Source organism: Aestuariibaculum sediminum (assembly GCF_014596945.1).
Lineage (GTDB): Bacteria > Bacteroidota > Bacteroidia > Flavobacteriales > Flavobacteriaceae > Aestuariibaculum > Aestuariibaculum sediminum.
The window spans coordinates 127,252-145,315 of sequence record NZ_JACVXB010000008.1 but is presented as its reverse complement, the minus strand read 5'-3'; the positions used below and the strand labels follow the sequence as shown (position 1 = coordinate 145,315).

Sequence of the window (18,064 nt, the reverse complement as noted above, 5' to 3'; positions counted from 1 at the left end):
GTCGTGGTTAATTGTCCGCCTGGCTGTGTCCCCTGATATAATACCGGACTCATATTAGCACGTGCTGCATAAATAGCCGCAGTATAGCCCGCTGGACCTGAACCGATTATTAAGCACTTTACTCTTTCTATTGTATCTGACATTTTGCTTTTAATTTTAAAATTTAATTAGAACCAACCTTTGGTAATTTCTGCCTCTACTTGTTTATTTCCATTATGAACAAATTCATTTTTTGAGGCATCGTATGTATAATCGTTCTCCCAGGTTTCGAAATTACTAGCTACTTCCTCGATGGCATCACAAATAAACTCAACTTCAGCATTGGTCATTGTAGGATGTACAGACATACGTACCCATCCCGGACGCTCAATCATACAACCCTCTAATATTTTTTTCTCGATAGATTTAGAAGTAGGCTGATCTACATTTAATAAATAATGGCCATAAGTACCAGCACATGAACACCCCCCTCTGGTTTGCACACCAAATCGATCGTTTAATAACTTAACTACCAAATTGTAGTGTGCCTGATCGATATAAAACGAAATAACACCTAAGCGGTCGGTTTGGTTTGGAGCTAATATGGTTAGATTTTTAATAGACGATAGTCTTTTAAAAATGATTTCATTTAATTCATGCTCTCTTTTAAGGATATTTTCGACACCCATTTTTTCCTTGAGCTGAATAGACATTGCGATTCTAATAGCCTGAAGAAATCCTGGTGTTCCACCATCTTCACGCGTTTCGATATCATCGATATAGTCATGATCTCCCCAAGGATTGGTATAACTTACTGTTCCTCCTCCCGGGTTATCGGGTACTAAATTTTTATATAATTTTTTATTAAAAATCAATACACCTGAAGTACCAGGACCTCCTAAAAATTTATGTGGAGAAAACGTAATCGCATCTAAATACTCATCTTCATCTTTAGGATGCATATCAATTTCTACATATGGCGCTGAACAAGCAAAATCCACAAAACATAATCCATTATTTTGATGCATTATCTTGGCAACCTGATGATATGGAGTTCTAATACCCGTTACATTAGAACATCCAGTTATAGCGGCAATCTTAATAGGTGTTTCACTATATTCCTGAACCAATTTTTCTAAAGTTTCCAAACATGGTAACCCCTCTTCATTAGAAGGTATAACGACAACCTTTGCTATGGTTTCCAACCAAGACGTTTGATTAGAATGGTGCTCCATATGAGACACAAAAATAATAGGTCGCTTTTCGTCTGGAATTGTAGTGTGATCTTTAAGGTTTTCATTCACCTTAATACCTAAAATACGCTGAAACTTATTAATAGCTCCAGTCATACCGGTACCTACAGTAATTAAAACATCATCTTTTGATGCATTAACGTGCTTTTTAATTATTTCTCTGGCATCATGATAAGCATGCGTCATCACGCTACCAGTAATTGAAGTTTCAGTATGTGTATTAGCTACGTAAGGACCAATATTGTTTAATAATTTCTCTTCTATGGGACGATACAATCGTCCGCTTGCCGTCCAGTCGGCATAAATAATTTTTTTCTTTCCGTATGGAGAAACAAAATATTGATCGTTGCCAACCACGTTATTTCGAAAAGGTTCGAAATATTTCTCTAATTCTGATTCACTCTTTGGTTGTGATTTAAAAAATCTTTTTAGTGCATTCATTCGGGAAAATTTAATAAATGTACTCCCTTAATCGGAGTACAATTATATGTCTAATGTTTTAAATAAGTCTATTAATTTGCTGCTTGATGGTCTTGGTGCATCGGCATCAACTACGATACCTGCAGGATCTATTAAAATAAATCGCGGTATCCCCGATACAATATAAGCCTTTGCGAAACTATTATCCTCTTTTGCGAATAATTGTATTCCAGAAAGTTCTTTATCTTCAATCATTTTTCGCCAAGTTTCATATGCGCTATTTCTATCTAAAGAAATGCTTACAAACGCTATATTTTTATCGTGATACTGCTTTTCAACAGCTTTTAAAAATGGGATCTCCTGTTTACAAGGTCCACACCAGGTTGCCCAAAGGTCGATATATACATACTTTCCTTTTAAATCATCCAAAGATGTGTTCCCTCCATCAAAATTTTCATAATCTGTAAACTTTGGAGACTCCTGCCCCTTTAAAGCTAATAAAGCCTGGTTTTGCTTATACATAGCGGTTAAATCAGACTTAATTTTTTCTATCTCTGTTTCTTGACCAGCCACAAATGCAGAATCAAGATGTGCAACAGAATTCAACAGGTTTTTAAAAGCCTTTTCATTTGAATCTAATTTAGCATTAAACTCAGCTTCATCGAGATCGAAAATTTCGTCAATTTTAATCAACTCTTCTTTTAACAAACCCTTTTCAACCAGAAAGTTGTTAGCTTCGGAGCCTACTCCAGTATATTTTATAGATTCGTCAAAAGCCTTGGTATCGACTTCAATATTTAAGTCGTATCCGTTTTTTAAATACACGAAACTACGTTCCTTACCATCGTAAATTAAATAGTTTCCTGCTTCAACTTTTAAAGTATCTGAAAACGATCCATCAGGGTTTACCTTTATCGTTTTAATTATGCTTCTTTGAGCAACACATAACGAATCTGAATTTGGATTTGTTATTACGCCAGATAGTGTTACATAATTCTTAGGCTCTTGCTTACAAGCTAGAATAGCTAAAGCTAAACTTAAAGTATAGAAAATTTTTCTCATGCGATAATGTTTAAAGTTTAATAAATGTTCAGCGGGCAAATGTGACAATCTATTTTTTGGTATTCAGCTACTTTTACTACTGAACATAAGAGGATTCAAAGTCTGTTTAAGTTAACCACCTCAAGAGAATTTTCTGAGGCGGTTAATACAACATGTTAACTTTTGAAACTTAAAAACTTACTTGCTAAATTTCGAAATTCCCTCGTTTAGCCAAGATTTATACTCAGCAATATCTGGTGTATATCCTACTGGTTCTATTAGGCTATTTTCTTCATGGTCCATTATAACATAAAATGGCTGTGAATTTGCCTTATAGCGACTGGCTTGTAAATCGCTCCATTTATCACCATAATCTTCCATAAACTTACCTGGTCTTGAAACGTACTCTAGTTTCAATTCTTCAGGAAGTTCCTTTTTATCATCCACGTAAAGTGAAATTAGAACAACATCATTTTTTAGTATATCTAATATTTCTGGTTTTACCCAAACGTTGTTTTCCATTTTTCTACAGTTTACACAAGTATATCCTGTAAAATCAATCATTACCGGTTTTCCAACTTTTTTAGCATATGCCAACCCTGTTTCGTAGTCATGAAAAGCCATAATATTATGTGGTGCCATAAGATGTGCGCCTTCTGGCAAAGCCTCATGACTCTCTGACGCAGCAACGCCTCCGCCTGCATTAGAATATCCAACCCCATAAGGTGACTCACTATAATTTGGTGGCGGCGGGAACGCACTTATTAAGTTTAAAGGTGCTCCCCAAAGTCCAGGAATCATATAAATTGTGAAAGTTAATACGATTAACCCTAAACTTAATCGTCCTACCGAAATATGCGTTAACGGCGAATCGTGCGGCAGTTGAATTTTTCCGAATAAGTAAAATGCTAAAGCTCCGAAAACAGCAATCCAGATTGCGATAAATACTTCACGCTCTAAAATATGCCATTGCATAATATAATCGGCGTTAGATAAGAATTTAAACGCTAAAGCTAATTCTAAGAAACCTAAAACAACTTTTACTGTATTTAACCATCCACCAGATTTTGGCAATGAGTTTAACCATCCTGGGAATGCTGCAAATAAAGCAAATGGTAAAGCAATAGCTAACGAGAAGCCCAACATTCCAACGATTGGAGCTGTACCTCCTTTTGATGCAGCTTCTACCAATAAGGTACCAACAATAGGCCCTGTACAAGAAAATGATACAATAGCTAAAGCTAAGGCCATAAAGAAAATCCCTATTAACCCACCTCTATCGGCTTGTGAATCTACTTTATTAGCCCATGAATTTGGCAGCATAATTTCGAACGCTCCCAAAAACGACACGGCAAAAACAATTAATAACACGAAGAATACAATGTTAAACCAAGGGTTTGCTGCTAATGCATTCAATGCATCTGCACCAAAAATACCAGTTACTGCTGTACCTAATAAAACATAAATAACAATGATACAGATACCATAAATAATGGCATTTTTAATCCCTACAGCTTTATTTTTACTTTGCTTAGTAAAGAAACTTACAGTCATAGGAATCATTGGGAATACGCAAGGCGTTAATAACGCCGCGAATCCTGATAAGAAGGCAAGAATAAAAATAGAAAGTAATCCTTTTTTAGATTCAGACTTCTTTGTTTCATCTGCTGATTCATTTACTTCTGAATTATGAGTATCGGTTGCAGCAACATTACTAGCAGTCGCTACATTCTTAATATTAAAAGTTAATTCAGCTTCAGGAATTTGAACACATTGCTTTTCATCGCAAGCCATGGCTTCAACGTAAGCAATTACAGAATCCACATCTCCCTTAACTTCTATACGCTGCTTAAACGTAGCTTTATTTTCGAAATATTTAATTTCCATTTCGAAAACGGGATCCTGAACAGTATGGCCTTCGTCTTCGGTTGTATTGCCCACAATTGTGAAGTTTCCTTCGCTATCATCGTAAATGAATGATGTTGGCAGAGGTCCATCGGCTGGAACGTCTTGCGAATATAAATGCCAACCTTTATCGATAGTTGCAGTGGTTACTAAATCGAATTCTGTTTCGGATACTTGCTCCACAGAAGTAGACCACTTTACGGGCTCTAATATTTGCGCAAACGCAGCTGTAGACAATACTAAAGCTGCGCATGCTAAAAGAAATTTCTTCATTTTAATTTATCAAAAAATTATTTTACGTTGAAAACTAAGTCTACCGGAGTTGGAGGTAAACATCTGCTATCATCACACACCATAAATTCAACAACACCCTTTACTTCGAAAGGCGTTTTACCTTTTACGCGAATACGTTGCTTAAAATCGGCTTTCTTTTCGAAATAGGTTATTTCCATTTCAAAAATAGGATCCTGAATCGTATGCCCTTCTCCTTCAATAGTATTTCCCTTTTTCAGGTAATTTGCATTCCCCTCGTAAGTAAAACTTGTTGGAACAGGTCCATCTTCAGGAACGTTTTGAGAATATAGGTGCCAGCCTGCATCAATTGTTGCTGTTGCTACTAATTCATACTCTGTATCTGAAATTTTATTAACCGATGTGCTCCATTTTACCGGCTCTAATATTTGTGCCTGACCTACGAATGCCGCTAAAAGCGTAAGGAATAAAAATACTTTTTTCATGTGTTTTTCTTGTTAAGTTTTAGTTTATATTCTGTTCTGGTTTAAAAACGATTTCGTATGTTTTTCCACCTTTAAGAATGTCTTTAGCTATTTGCTGAATGTCTTTAGCTTTCATATTTTTTACAATATCTACTAAGTATTTAGAATCGTTAATGTTCTCATCATATCTAAAATATCTTGTAAGCATAGACATATCGTAACCATTATTATCTTTAGACTGTTCGTTTTCTTTTAGGTAGTTCGTTCTCGTTTTCTCTAAGTCACTTGCATTAATAGTGCCATTCGCGATTTTTTCGAACTCATTTTTTACAATTTCTACTAACCTGTCTGCCATATCTGGATTACAATCAAAGTAAAAAGACACGTAAGCTGTTGATATAGGTTCTCTTGAAAAACTTGCGCTTGCTCTTGGACTATATGCTCCTCCTTCTGATTCTCTTACGGTTTCGGTAACGCGTAATTGTAACAAATCACCTAATACATTTGCAAAAATAACATGTTTTCTATTGTATGCCATTTCTTTTTTATAAGCCAGTCTAACAGATGCCTTAGGATCTTCCATTGGAATGTAAATATCCCTATCTATATTATCTGATATCCACTCGACTGTATCATCTACGTATTTTTCATCCACGTTAGCAGTTGGTAAACTAGCCATGTATTTTTCCAAAAGTGGTTTTAATTGCTCCACTTTGACATCGCCAACAATGAAAAATTCGAAATCTGAAGCATCAGCAAAACGCTCGTTATAGATTGCTTTAATTTTATCAAAAGATATATCTTTAAGATATGCCTGATTGAAGATGCGTTTTTTAGGATTGTTTTCTCCGTAAAGTGCATAAGTTAAGCTATCTTTCATTTTTTCACCAATGTCTTTACTTCTTCTTACTAAGTAATTATCTAAATTACTTTCAAGAACTTTATAGGCATTTTCATCAAATCGTGGCTTAACAAAATATAAATGCACTAACTGTAACATGGTTTCAACATCCTTTGTGTTAGAATTACCAGAAACAGACTCGCTAATTTCATTTAATGAGATACCGGCACTTGCTGTTTTTCCTGCCATTACCTTTTTTAAATCGGTAGCCGAAAATTCACCTAAACCAGACATACTTACAAGATTACCTAACATATTTGCTGATGGTAAATCTTCATCTTTTAACAATGATTTTCCGCCGTAGCTCACACCGTTAAGCGACACTCTGTCTTTTTGTTTATCAACAAATTTATAGTGTACTTTAATCCCATTACTTAGTACAAAAGTTGTTGCACCAACTTTATCTTCAACTGAAACACTTTTAATGGAACCTGGTACAATGTTTAAACCTGAAATCAAGGTTTTACCATCTAAAGCTTCAGTATATGGTTCAATAGTTTCATCGTTTTCTACTGCTGCAATAATTTCTCTGGCTTGCGCTTCCGTTAAATTATTCTGACCATCAACTCCTGTTACATTTAAAAACCTATTATCCTGAGTATATAGTCTTTTTAAAGCATTATGAACATCCTCTGGAGATATGTTTTTAAATATTTGCTTAGCGATTTCATACTCTTTCTCAACATCGGTTATAGTTGTATTCGATAAATAATTGCTTTGAATTATTCCTTCAATACTTTTATGGCTTCTGTCTTCTAACTTAGAGATTTGATTTTGATAAGAGCTATTAAAATTTGTAATGATTCTGTTAACCTCAGAAGGTGTATACCCAAACTTAACGGCACGAATAACCTCTGTTAATACTTCTTTAAAGGCCTCTTGCTGCTGATTGGGTTTAGGAGTAACCTCTACATTAAATACTTTTGAAGTACGAGATAAACTGTAGTAACCAGCACTAGCTCCTAAAAACGAAGCTTCGGGTTGTTGCGACTTTTCTCTAATTCTAGACGATAGCGCACTCATAGCAATTCCTTCTAAAAGTGATTTTTTCAAATCAGCTACCGTTTCATCTTCTAACGATTTTTTATGACGAATTCCAAAGCTGATACTAGCCGAAGACACTTCCGGATCCATACCTAAGCTATATAACATTCCTTTATTATCAGGGATATTCACTGTGTAACGCTCCTTTGGATTTTCGACAGCTGGAATTTTTGAGAATCTTTCAATTATTTTTTTCTCAACTTCTTCTACATTAACATCACCAATTACAGCAATAGCCTGTAAATCGGTTCTGTACCAATCATGATAAAAATCGCGTAATGCTTTATAATCAAAACCTTCTACCACCGACATAAGTCCGATTGGCATTCTTTCTGCATATTTCGATTTATTGTAGGTAATTGGCATAGAAATTTCATACAACCTAGCTCTACCATTTTGACGTGTACGCCACTCTTCTTTAATTACTCCGCGCTCTGCATCGATTTCCTCCTCGGTAAGTAAAAGGTAATTAGACCAATCTTGAAGAACAGTAAGACACGTATCTACCAAACCATCTTTAGTAGGTATATTACTTAAATTATATACAGTCTCATCAAACGATGTGTACGCATTAATATCTTTTCCAAAAACAGCTCCATGCTCTTGAAGCGTATTTAAAATACCTTTTCCAGGAAAGTTTTCTGTTCCATTAAAAGCCATATGCTCTAAAAAGTGAGCTAAACCACGTTGATTTTCATGCTCTAAAATTGAACCTACATTTTGAATAATGTAATAACTCGCAGCATCTTTTACTACGTCGGTACTTTTAATGTAATAGGTCATCCCATTTGGTAACACCCCTTTTTTAAAACTCTGATCTACTGGTAAGGGCTGAGTTAAATCTTGTGCAGACACACAAAAAACAGAAGCTACTAATAGAACGTACGATAAAACTGTTTTCATTAAATTTTGTGTTTATAATTAGTTAATTCTTATTTATTAATAACATTCTATCTTAATAAAGCCACTTTTTAACTTTAAATAAGACAAAATCAAAACAATTTAGAAGGATATTGAAAGTAACTTCAGTATTTTACCTTATAATTTTAAACTAGCCAAAACTAAAACTTTGATTATTATCTCATATTAATTTTAAGATAGTTTTAATAAAAGAGGACTGATGAACCAGTCCTCTTCATCTCAAGTAACTTGTTTAATGACTAACTCAAACAAACTTAAAATATGAAATAATAAATGTCCTTTTTATTGACATCTACTTGATTAAAGACGCAAAAACTGAAAAGCGCGCTGTTAATATTTTGTTAATTTTATAATTACCAGCACTTTACCTTAATTTTGCATATAAAATCAATGTTTTACTTACTTTAACTCCTAATTTTCAGTTAGCAAATAAATCACTAACACTTATAGGACTCTTTTTTTGTACTTTACCCCTATTAAGAATATGTTAAAATTTAAAAATATTGAATTTAACACCTGTTTTGTTGACAAATTAGTAGCGACAAATCCGATTATTAAAATGAAAAAAACAAATTTGAGAAAGCAAAAAGGGCATTTCAAAATTGAAACACCCTTTTTTTTTACAATTGATTAACACGTTTTAGGACTTTACATTCGATAATAATTTATGGATTGCTTCGTTATTTGATGGTCGAGGTGCATCGAAATCAACAATCACGCCATCAGGATTAATTAATATAAACCTTGGTATTGAATTAATATTGTAAGCCTGAGCAAACTCTGATTCGAAAGCACTTGGCGCTAAAATTTGAACACCAGACAGGTTCTTATCGGCAACCATCTTTTTCCATTTATCTCGATCAGATGGTTTATCAACCGACATGCTTACAAAGACTATATTTTCATTTTTATATTCCTTTTCAAGCTCTTCTAAATAGGGAATCTGTGCTTTACATGGTGAGCACCAAGTTGCCCAAACATCAATAAAGACATATTTACCTTTAAAATCAGACAAAGAGGTTTTAGTTCCATCAAAATTCTCGTAGCTATTGAATTCTGGAGACTTACTTCCCTTACTTAACTTGGCCGCGTAACTATGTTCCTCATCGTATTTAGATGTTATATTTTCCAGTATACGATTAATATACTTTTCCTCCGATTCAATATGTTCTTCAGAAATATTCTTATATGAATGTAACGCATTTTTTAATGCCGTCTCCAAAGTATTCACTTGTCCATTAAAATCTTCAAGATTGTAGCGGTACCATATTTTTTTATTAAACCCAATATCACTCTGCATAATATTGGCTTTGTCACTCAAATAGTTATTATAATCAGCAAAATCATCACTAAACCTTATAGTTTCTGAAAACTTGTTTACATTGACATTAAGTTTGATATCAGACCCATTTTGAGCATACAAACCAGTCATGAATTTACCATCTTCAAAAAACAACTGAAGTTTATAGCGCTGCGGCGAAACTTTAAAACTATCTATAAATGTTCCATCGTCCAAAATCGAAATATCTTTAGCGTCTCCACCCATAGAACACACCTTAAAAGATTTAGATTTTGAATTTAATATTTGTCCAGATATCTCAACATATCCAGGATGCGGTTCCTTAGTATTACAAGCCCACAGTAAACCGGTAACTAAGGTTAAGAAAAAGGTTCTAACTATATTCATTTCCAAAATTTTAATCATTATTAAAAAATGAGCTTTTATTGCTCTGCATATTTTTTATAGGTCTTTTCAAAGCCCGGCATAAATCGACTCCATTCTTCATGGTTAAACATTTGTTTTACCTGCTCTAAAAGTTTATTGAAAGCTGTTCTATTATCCTCTGCAGAAAATTGTTTCGCTCGTATATTTACTATTGAAGCCAAATAATTACGGACAGGCATTTTACCATATTTACCTGATAACTCTTTAGCGTTTTTAATAACATAATCGGCATAAACTCCTCCTACTCTTAAACCTTTTATTACTACAAAAGGTATTTCGTCACTCAGATCTTTTTGAGTTTTCAAGTAGCTATCAACAATTTCGAAACTCATCTTGCGATTATTATTAAGGTACGCATCATTGTAAAACTCAGGATAATCACCCTCTAAATCCTTTGAATACGATTTAAACTCCCGCTTGGCAGCTTTTGTTTTGGTTAACTCTAACAGTTCAACAAATTCATCTATTGCATGAAAGCCAGAAACCACCTCTATAGTTCTTCCTTTTTGATCTAAAATTATAAATGAAGGAAAACCAGTTACCCCGTATTTTCGAGCGAGTTTTTTCCCTATTTCTTCTTTAAAAATATCGGATTTAAAGGACACATAAGAATCGTTTAATATTTTAGAAACTTTTGGGTCAGGGAATACCATTTTATCCATTTGCGCGCAAGGAAAACAACCCGTAAAATACAAATCGACAAAAATTAATTTGTTTTCTTTTTGTGCCGTTTTTTTAACCTCGTCCCAAGAAGTATTTAGAAATTTTGTTTGAGCAACACCTGATAAAGATGTAAGTACACCAGCAAACAATAGAAAACTTGTTAAAATATGTTTCATTATTATGTTTATGTTATTATATAATCTATAGCAACTAATATTCGTACTATTAATTTTAAAGGGCTGATTATAAAACCAACCCTTTAAAATTTCTAATCCTTAAAAGGAATTAATTTAAGACCGTTCTCTATATGTGACGCTCTTTATTTTTCCAAATCCAGAATACGAAGTTTGCAAATCAAGCCCAGCATTTAAGGGTAAAATAGAATAAAAATCTAAAGTTCCATTTTCGCCTTCGGCTCCTGCAGAATCATAGCTTCCCACAATAAGTAGCTTACTAAATGCTTCATACTTGGTGTTAGCCCAAAAGTCATGGAATTTAATAAAAGATATCTCTTTATTACCATTATCTAAAACAAGAGTTGTTTTACCAATTGAAAAATCGTATTGATACACTTTATTTCCTACCACATAAAACAAATAGCCATATTCAGGACTCACAGCGAATTGTGTTGCCAAATTGATATCGGTAGCACCAACCATTTCACCATAATGTAACTGAGCATTATTAGAAGAATTAAAATAGGTAAAATAGTATTTAGAATTAGTCGGGTCTTGTAAAACAGCAAAGGTTGCAGCACCATTACTACTGTTGTATTCATTACCTTCCATATATACTAAATCCATGCCTACATTATTATAATCGAATAATGTTGAAGCTGCCTCAGGCATTACAGAAAACACCCCTCTTCTACTTCTTACAAAACGCTTATTTGTAGTATCGTAAAAAATCATATAGCTACCAGGCGTCCCTCTGGCCACCATAGGTGACACGCTAAATGTTTCGTTACTTATCCTATTAATTGGAGCGCCGTAACTAATTCGTTGCACAGAATAATAAAAATACGCATCACCGTTAGCCACTGCATAACTAGACCACCCTGAATTTGATAATAAGTTGTCCACCTTAAAATTAGAAGCTTTTTGAGGTATAAACTCGTAACCTATACCATAAGGCTCTACCCAATCGAAGGTATCTGGATCAATTTTTGTTGTTCCGTTTCCTTCAGTAGATACATAAACACCATACATCGTACTATTGTAAGCGTAAGTGTAAAGAAAATCTGGAGCCCCTTCTAAATTTAAACCGGACCCCCCGAGTACATTGTTTAGTACGGTATATCCTGTTTCTAAATTAGACACCATATCTAAGCGAGACCCGCCATTGACCTCACTTAATACTAACCAGCCTTCAAAAGTACTGTTAATAACATCTAGGTCAAACTGCCTTTGAAATTCAATTCCTGTTTCCAAATCGGTAACCGTTAAATACAAAAAGTAACCTCCAGGTTTTAAGGCAATAGTAGCGTCTAAATCTCTCTCAGTAGACAGCAATTCCAATTCGGTACCTCCAGACAACCTATTTTCGAAAACTTCCCAACGGTAGGCATAATTTCCAGAAGCCGACTCATCTTTTGTGAAATTTAATTCAGGTGTAATAACAAGGTTTTCAAATCTTGTTACTTTAAAATCATCGGTTTCCCCAACAAACTGCACTTCGTTAATATCGGAATAATCGTAATTCCCTTTATCGTCCATACAAGACACGCCTAACACAGCGACAAGTGAAGCAATTAAATATTTATATTTTATATTTTTAATCATGTTTCTTTACTTTTTAATTATAAGAAAAAGGCATAAGGGCCTAAAATCATTTCTGATCCGTCTTCTTCCAATACAGGAGTCCCTGCTGCTTTTTGGTCAGCTAAATAATTTTTAAACACTTTCCCATAAGCGAAAAAACTATTAAGGTCTGCCTGCTCCTCATCGTAGTTTGGTACTGGTATGCCATTTACTTCGGCAAACAAATACAGTTTTTTAGGCGAAAAATCCCCTAAATAATACCCCATAAAACTAGACCAAATAGCAGGTTCAGTTAAAATATCAGACAAGGTTATTTCAAACTCATTATAACTTGCTAATCTATCGGCATTCGCAGCGTCATTAGTACTTAAAAGATTCGCATCAAAATCTTCATTAGAAATTAACTTGATTTTTAATGATACAGCATCCTCTTTTAAATCTGGTGTACGGTAAAAAGTTATTGGTAAATAGCCACGAATAGAATCGGCAGGAATAACAACAGTTGTTGGCATACTATAATGTGTGCCTTCAATGCTGGTACTAGCGCCTACTATTTCTAAATTCACAATACGATCATTACTTACAGGATACCCTTGTAATTTAACGGGTAATTGCACGACTGTTTCTGTTATTTCGGGTAAATCGAAAGCAAAAGACACAGACATGCTGTCTATAGTTTGAAATCTATTACCTGGCGTACCTTCTTTAGCCCATTCGAAATAAACAACATTTTTTCCTTCAAAAAAAGGAAGCTCTTCTTTTGCACAAGACACTATGGTAAGTGCTAAACTGCAAAATATAATTAGGGTGTATAAAATCTTTTTCATCAGTATTGATTTATAGTTTAACGATAATCGGTTTCTGACCTTGGAATTGGCACAACATATTGATTTACTCCCATATCAATGGTACCTGCAGGTTGCAGTCCATTAGGAATTTCAGCTATATTTAAACGCTTGTAATAAAAAAACAGTTGTCCTTCACCATAAAATTCTTTTTGATATTCCTTCATTATTTCGATTTGAATATCTGTCACATTTTGTGAATCGAGACTTATTAATCCTCTATTATTCCTCACTGTATTCAAATAACCTAGAGCAATATCTAAATTAGGTTCCGTTTCAGCAGCGATATAATACATTTCAGTAATTCTAATTAAAGGTTGCATAAATTTAATATGCAAATCATCGGTATCAGTATCTGTAATTTCAGCATACTTAAAAAAGGTTGGAAAATCCTTAGCCCCATTACTTGGTAAAAACCATGTTGTGGTATAACGATAGTCGTTAAAATCGCCTTCAAACACTTGATCCAAACGATCTTGATCTGAAGTTAAAATTGCAGCGTCGGATAAATTTGCAGCAAAGTAACTGTTATGACGGCTATACAAAGCTGTATTAATTGTAGAAAACAACACTTCTTTAGACATAATGCGATCTGGAGAGTTACCTGCTCCGAACACTTCCGCGCGTTGTGTCCATGGAAACCATTGCGACGCTTCGTCGATAACTGCTTTCGCTGCTACTAGAGCCGATTCGCTATCACCGGCATATAAATTCGCTCTGGCTTGTAAAGCCTTAACGGCATAATAATTCATTCTATTGTTTCTGGATAAAATAAACTTATCATCCAACTCTATGATTAATTCATTATCTAAACTTTGTGGCCCAGCAGTTCTCACAGGATCATTGGTTAATAACATTTCTGCCATATTTAAATCATCTAAGATCAGTTCCATAACCTTTTCAGCCGACAGAAAAGGAGTTGCCTCAGCTAAAGGTTTCGTATAATAAGGTATCGCTTCATCGGTAGCATTTGTACTATATATTGGACCAAATAACCTTAATAAATCTAAGTGATGCATAGCGCGTAAACCATATACTTCTCCTTTTACTAAGTCCTTCTGTTCTTCTGACAATACATTTGGATATTCTTCAATAGCTTCTAAGAAATTATTCATAGTAAGTATATTGGTATACAACTGCCCCCAAATGGCACTAAAATAACCTTGTACACCTGGATCTTCGTATTCGAAACTCGCCATATTATAAAAAGGCGACGATCCTGAAAAATCTAATGGTTTATAACGCTGTCCTAAAAGCTCTACAGCGGTCAGAGTTAGATTTCCGCCGTAACCGTTATTGCTAATCATATCGCCATAAATTCCATTCAAAGCATCGGAAATTCCTTGCTTTGTGCTAAACACTTGTTCCTCTAAGAACTTATTTTCGGGCTTAACATCCAGATAATTATCGCAAGATGCCACAATTATGCAACCCATTAATGCAAATAAAAACTTTATATATTTTTTCATTTTTCTCATGTTTTAATTAGAAGTTTGCATTTAAACTAAATGACACTGTACGTGCAAACGGATAATCAATTCCTCTTTCTGCTGTAATTGAAGAAATACGGAAAATATCGTTCATGTAAGCATTCAATTTTAAACGCTTTAACCCTATTGTATCCATCCATGACTGATTTTCAAACTGGTAACCTATATTAATAGATTCTCCTATAATTACATTTTCCTCTTGAATGAAACGTGATGATAAACCTACATTATCGAAATTAGAAATAGATTTAAATTGCGTTACATCGCCAGGGTTTTGCCATCGGTCGGTTAAGGCTCTTACATCTTGGTTATTAATACGTCCACTTCTTGTTATATTCTCTACTTTATTAAATAATGCTCTGTTAAATACATCGCCACCAAAACGGTATCTTAGATTAATACCAAGGCTAAAGTTTTTATACCTTACATTATTGGTAAACACTCCTTCTACTGTTGGGCGACTATTACCAACTTTTTTAATATCATCGGCATTATATTCAAACGTAGGTTCTCCATTGGCAGTTAAATATACCTCTTCACCAGTGGCTGGGTCGATACCTAAAGATTCTACTGCCCATAAATCGTCGGGACTATATCCATCTCTAAAACGCAATAATGACTGATTTTCAAGAGCCTCATCATTTAAAGATTGTAACACATTCCTAAAGTTGTCGTATTTACTTTTTACGGCAGCCAAATTTAAACCAACAGTCCAAACAGTTCCTTCTTTAAGATTATAAATTGGAGACCCTCTAAAAATAACTTCTAACCCCTTCGTATCCATTAAACCTGCGTTTAAAGGATAAGCTGCCACTCCTGTAGACGAAGGTAAATCAATACTAACCACTAATGGATCGGTAATTTTTTTATAGGTATTAATCTGTGCTGTTATTCTGTTTTTAAAGAATGATGTTTCAATACCAAAACTATAATCCATAGTATTTTGCCATCTTAAATCTGGATTCGCCAAAGTTGTTAAATCTACAGACTGACCAAAACTATTTATGTAAGTGTTAAAGGTATACACGGACACATCAGACAAGTTACCAAATCCTTGGTTACCGGTGCGACCAATACTACCTCTTAAACGTAAAATAGAAAATACAGCTTTATCTAAATCGAACTCGTTTACTAAGTTCCAACCAGCACCTACAGACCAGAACGGTGAGTATTTTTCGTTTGAACCAAATACGGTAGAACCATCAATACGATAGTTTAAATCGAAAAAATAAGTTTTATCGTAAGCGTAGTTGGCACTTGCTACCAAGTTTACCCTTCTGTATGTATTCTCTCCTGTAGAAGGTTTCGAATTTGGTGCATAGCTAAAAGAATACGCTGGATTTCCATTAGTTCCTAATGGGAAACCTACAGCTCTAACACCTAAACTTGAAGTACTATTCTCTTCAACAGAACCACGTAAGTTTCCTGTAATGGCATGTTTTTCATTTAACACTGTTGCGTAAGTAGCCATCGTATTAAATGTGTAACCAAAGTTTTCGGCGTGATTATTATTATAAGTTCCGCTTTCTAAATAAGATTTGTTTTCAAATCTTGTATCCTCAGGAGCTACAAATACTTCGCTTGTTGTGCTAATTTTACTAATTTGAAAGCCTGAAGTTAACCTTAATTTATCGGTTACTCTCCAAATTGCCTGAAGGTTATTTGTAATTTGAATATTTTCAGTATTATCTCTTGAGTTTAACATAGCGTTATACAAGGGGTTCCCTATTCGCGCTCGTCCTGCAGCACCATCCCAGTAATCCTGAATATTTAAGAATCTTGATATTTCACCATCCTCATCATATTTTCTAAAATATGGGTTAGCTTGCGCAAAATTTGAGAACGAACCATAAGGAGACTCATCGGCATCATAACCATTAATACGTAAACGGTTGCTAATATTTAAGCTTCCTTTACGGTAAGTTAAATCTAAATTGGTCCCCCAGGTGTTACGACCAGAACCTTTCATTACTCCATCTTGCGATCTATAATTTAAACCAATACCATAAGTAACATTCTCGGCGCCACCGCCAGCATAAACCGAATGACCAAGTGTTGTTCCCACGCGTACAGGCTCGTTTAGCCAATACGTATCTACACCACGGTTAATTTCTTTTAATATTTCGTTGTATTGTGCATCTAACTCAAATTGCTGTAAATTTTGAACTTCACTACTCGCTGTCCATAATCCAGATAGGCGTTCGTATTCTAATTTTTGAGAGGCGTTCATTAAGTTATAATCACTTAAATCAGGCATATCCACTCTAAAATCGGAAGTATAATTAATTTGAAGTTTTCCTTCTTCTGGTTTTTTTGTTTCTACAACAATTACACCATTTGCAGCTCTTGCTCCATACAAAGCCGTAGAAGCTGCATCCTTTAAAATGGTAATGGAAGCCACGCGATTCATATCTAAATCGATAATGGTTCTTAATGTAGTTTCAAATCCATCTAATACAAATAAAGGTTGATTTGGGTTTCCTCCAAATTCATCTCTTAAGTCATCGGTTGAGATACTCGTTTTTCCACGAACCTCAATATTTGGTAATCGGTTAGGGTTAGATCCTAACAAATTATCTTCAACAATAACAAACGAAGGATCCAAAGTTTTTAAACTTTCTATAATATTTAAATTTCCGATAGCTTTTAACTCCTCGCCCTTCACGGTAGTTGTTGCCCCTGTAAAGCTTTCTTTTTTCCTTTCAACGATACCGGTAATTACAATCTCCTCTAGCTCACTAACATCGGCTTCCAATTGTACATTTACCTCTGTTCTACCTTCTACAGGAACTTCGGTTGTTTTATAACCTATGTAACTAAAAACTAAAGTTGAAGTTTCGTCTACCCGTAGCACATAATTTCCATCAAAATCGGTTGTTGTACCATACTTAGTACCTTTTACTAAAACCGTTACGCCTGGAAGAGGCATACCTGAGTTATCAGTAACAACACCTTTAACTTGAATTTCGTTTTGAAAAACCGCTGGGTTTTTTGGACTTATTAGGATGATACCTTCGGTAGTTTTTTGAACATTGTAAGTATTTCCTAGTAAAGTATAAAGTACATCAATAAGTTCTGCATTTTTAAAGTTTGCCGAAACAACACGATCTATATTTACTTCCTTGTCACTATAGAAGAAATCTACTTCGGTTTGATTTTTTATTTCTTTCAGAGCCTCATAAAGCGTAACTTTTCCCATCTTCAAGGAAACTTTTTGAGAGAACGAAAAGGCAGAAATACTTAAAAATGAGATACATAAAATGAGAGAACGTTTCATGAATCGAATAATTAAAGGTTTGAGTTTACTGAGTAACCTACAATTAACTGTGGTTAACTTTTTTTCCATAAATTTGTGTGATTAGTTAAATAATTGAGTATTAATATTTTTTTTAGCTAACAA

At 34.4% G+C, this 18,064-nt stretch carries 12 protein-coding genes; all 12 read right to left on the bottom strand.

Going from position 1 to position 18,064, the window contains the following annotated elements:
- On the bottom strand, positions 1-143 hold a 143-nt coding region (locus ICJ83_RS15090; RefSeq protein ID WP_188230998.1), incomplete at its 3' end, for an FAD-dependent oxidoreductase.
- A 24-nt stretch (positions 144-167) separates the two neighbouring features.
- Positions 168-1,673: an aminotransferase class V-fold PLP-dependent enzyme gene (locus ICJ83_RS15085; protein WP_188231236.1), complete on the bottom strand. Its 1,506-nt coding sequence runs from the start codon at positions 1,671-1,673 to the stop codon at positions 168-170.
- A 42-nt stretch (positions 1,674-1,715) separates the two neighbouring features.
- On the bottom strand, positions 1,716-2,714 hold the full coding sequence (locus ICJ83_RS15080) for a TlpA family protein disulfide reductase (protein ID WP_188231235.1): 999 nt from the start codon (positions 2,712-2,714) through the stop codon (positions 1,716-1,718).
- Between the two features lie 177 nt (positions 2,715-2,891).
- The gene (locus ICJ83_RS15075) at positions 2,892-4,871 is read right to left on the bottom strand and encodes a protein-disulfide reductase DsbD family protein (protein ID WP_188231234.1); all 1,980 of its coding nucleotides are present in this window, start codon (positions 4,869-4,871) and stop codon (positions 2,892-2,894) included.
- Positions 4,872-4,888: 17 nt separating this feature from the next.
- Positions 4,889-5,335, bottom strand: a complete 447-nt coding sequence (locus tag ICJ83_RS15070; protein ID WP_188231233.1) for a protein-disulfide reductase DsbD domain-containing protein — start codon at positions 5,333-5,335, stop codon at positions 4,889-4,891.
- A gap of 19 nt (positions 5,336-5,354) precedes the next feature.
- Entirely contained in the window at positions 5,355-8,162 is a 2,808-nt protein-coding gene (locus tag ICJ83_RS15065; RefSeq protein ID WP_188231232.1) for a M16 family metallopeptidase, read from the bottom strand.
- Between the two features lie 658 nt (positions 8,163-8,820).
- The gene (locus tag ICJ83_RS15060; protein WP_188231231.1) at positions 8,821-9,867 is read right to left on the bottom strand and encodes a TlpA family protein disulfide reductase; all 1,047 of its coding nucleotides are present in this window, start codon (positions 9,865-9,867) and stop codon (positions 8,821-8,823) included.
- A 35-nt stretch (positions 9,868-9,902) separates the two neighbouring features.
- Positions 9,903-10,745, bottom strand: coding sequence for a thioredoxin family protein (locus ICJ83_RS15055; protein ID WP_188231230.1), 843 nt, complete (start codon positions 10,743-10,745; stop codon positions 9,903-9,905).
- Between the two features lie 114 nt (positions 10,746-10,859).
- Positions 10,860-12,350 (bottom strand): PKD-like family lipoprotein, encoded by a 1,491-nt coding sequence (locus tag ICJ83_RS15050; RefSeq protein WP_188231229.1) that lies wholly within the window; start codon positions 12,348-12,350, stop codon positions 10,860-10,862.
- Between the two features lie 17 nt (positions 12,351-12,367).
- Positions 12,368-13,156, bottom strand: a complete 789-nt coding sequence (locus tag ICJ83_RS15045) for a DUF4843 domain-containing protein (RefSeq protein ID WP_188231228.1) — start codon at positions 13,154-13,156, stop codon at positions 12,368-12,370.
- A gap of 17 nt (positions 13,157-13,173) precedes the next feature.
- The gene (locus tag ICJ83_RS15040) at positions 13,174-14,643 is read right to left on the bottom strand and encodes a RagB/SusD family nutrient uptake outer membrane protein (protein WP_188231227.1); all 1,470 of its coding nucleotides are present in this window, start codon (positions 14,641-14,643) and stop codon (positions 13,174-13,176) included.
- Positions 14,644-14,659: 16 nt separating this feature from the next.
- Positions 14,660-17,941: a SusC/RagA family TonB-linked outer membrane protein gene (locus ICJ83_RS15035; RefSeq protein WP_188231226.1), complete on the bottom strand. Its 3,282-nt coding sequence runs from the start codon at positions 17,939-17,941 to the stop codon at positions 14,660-14,662.
- Positions 17,942-18,064: the final 123 nt, after the last annotated feature.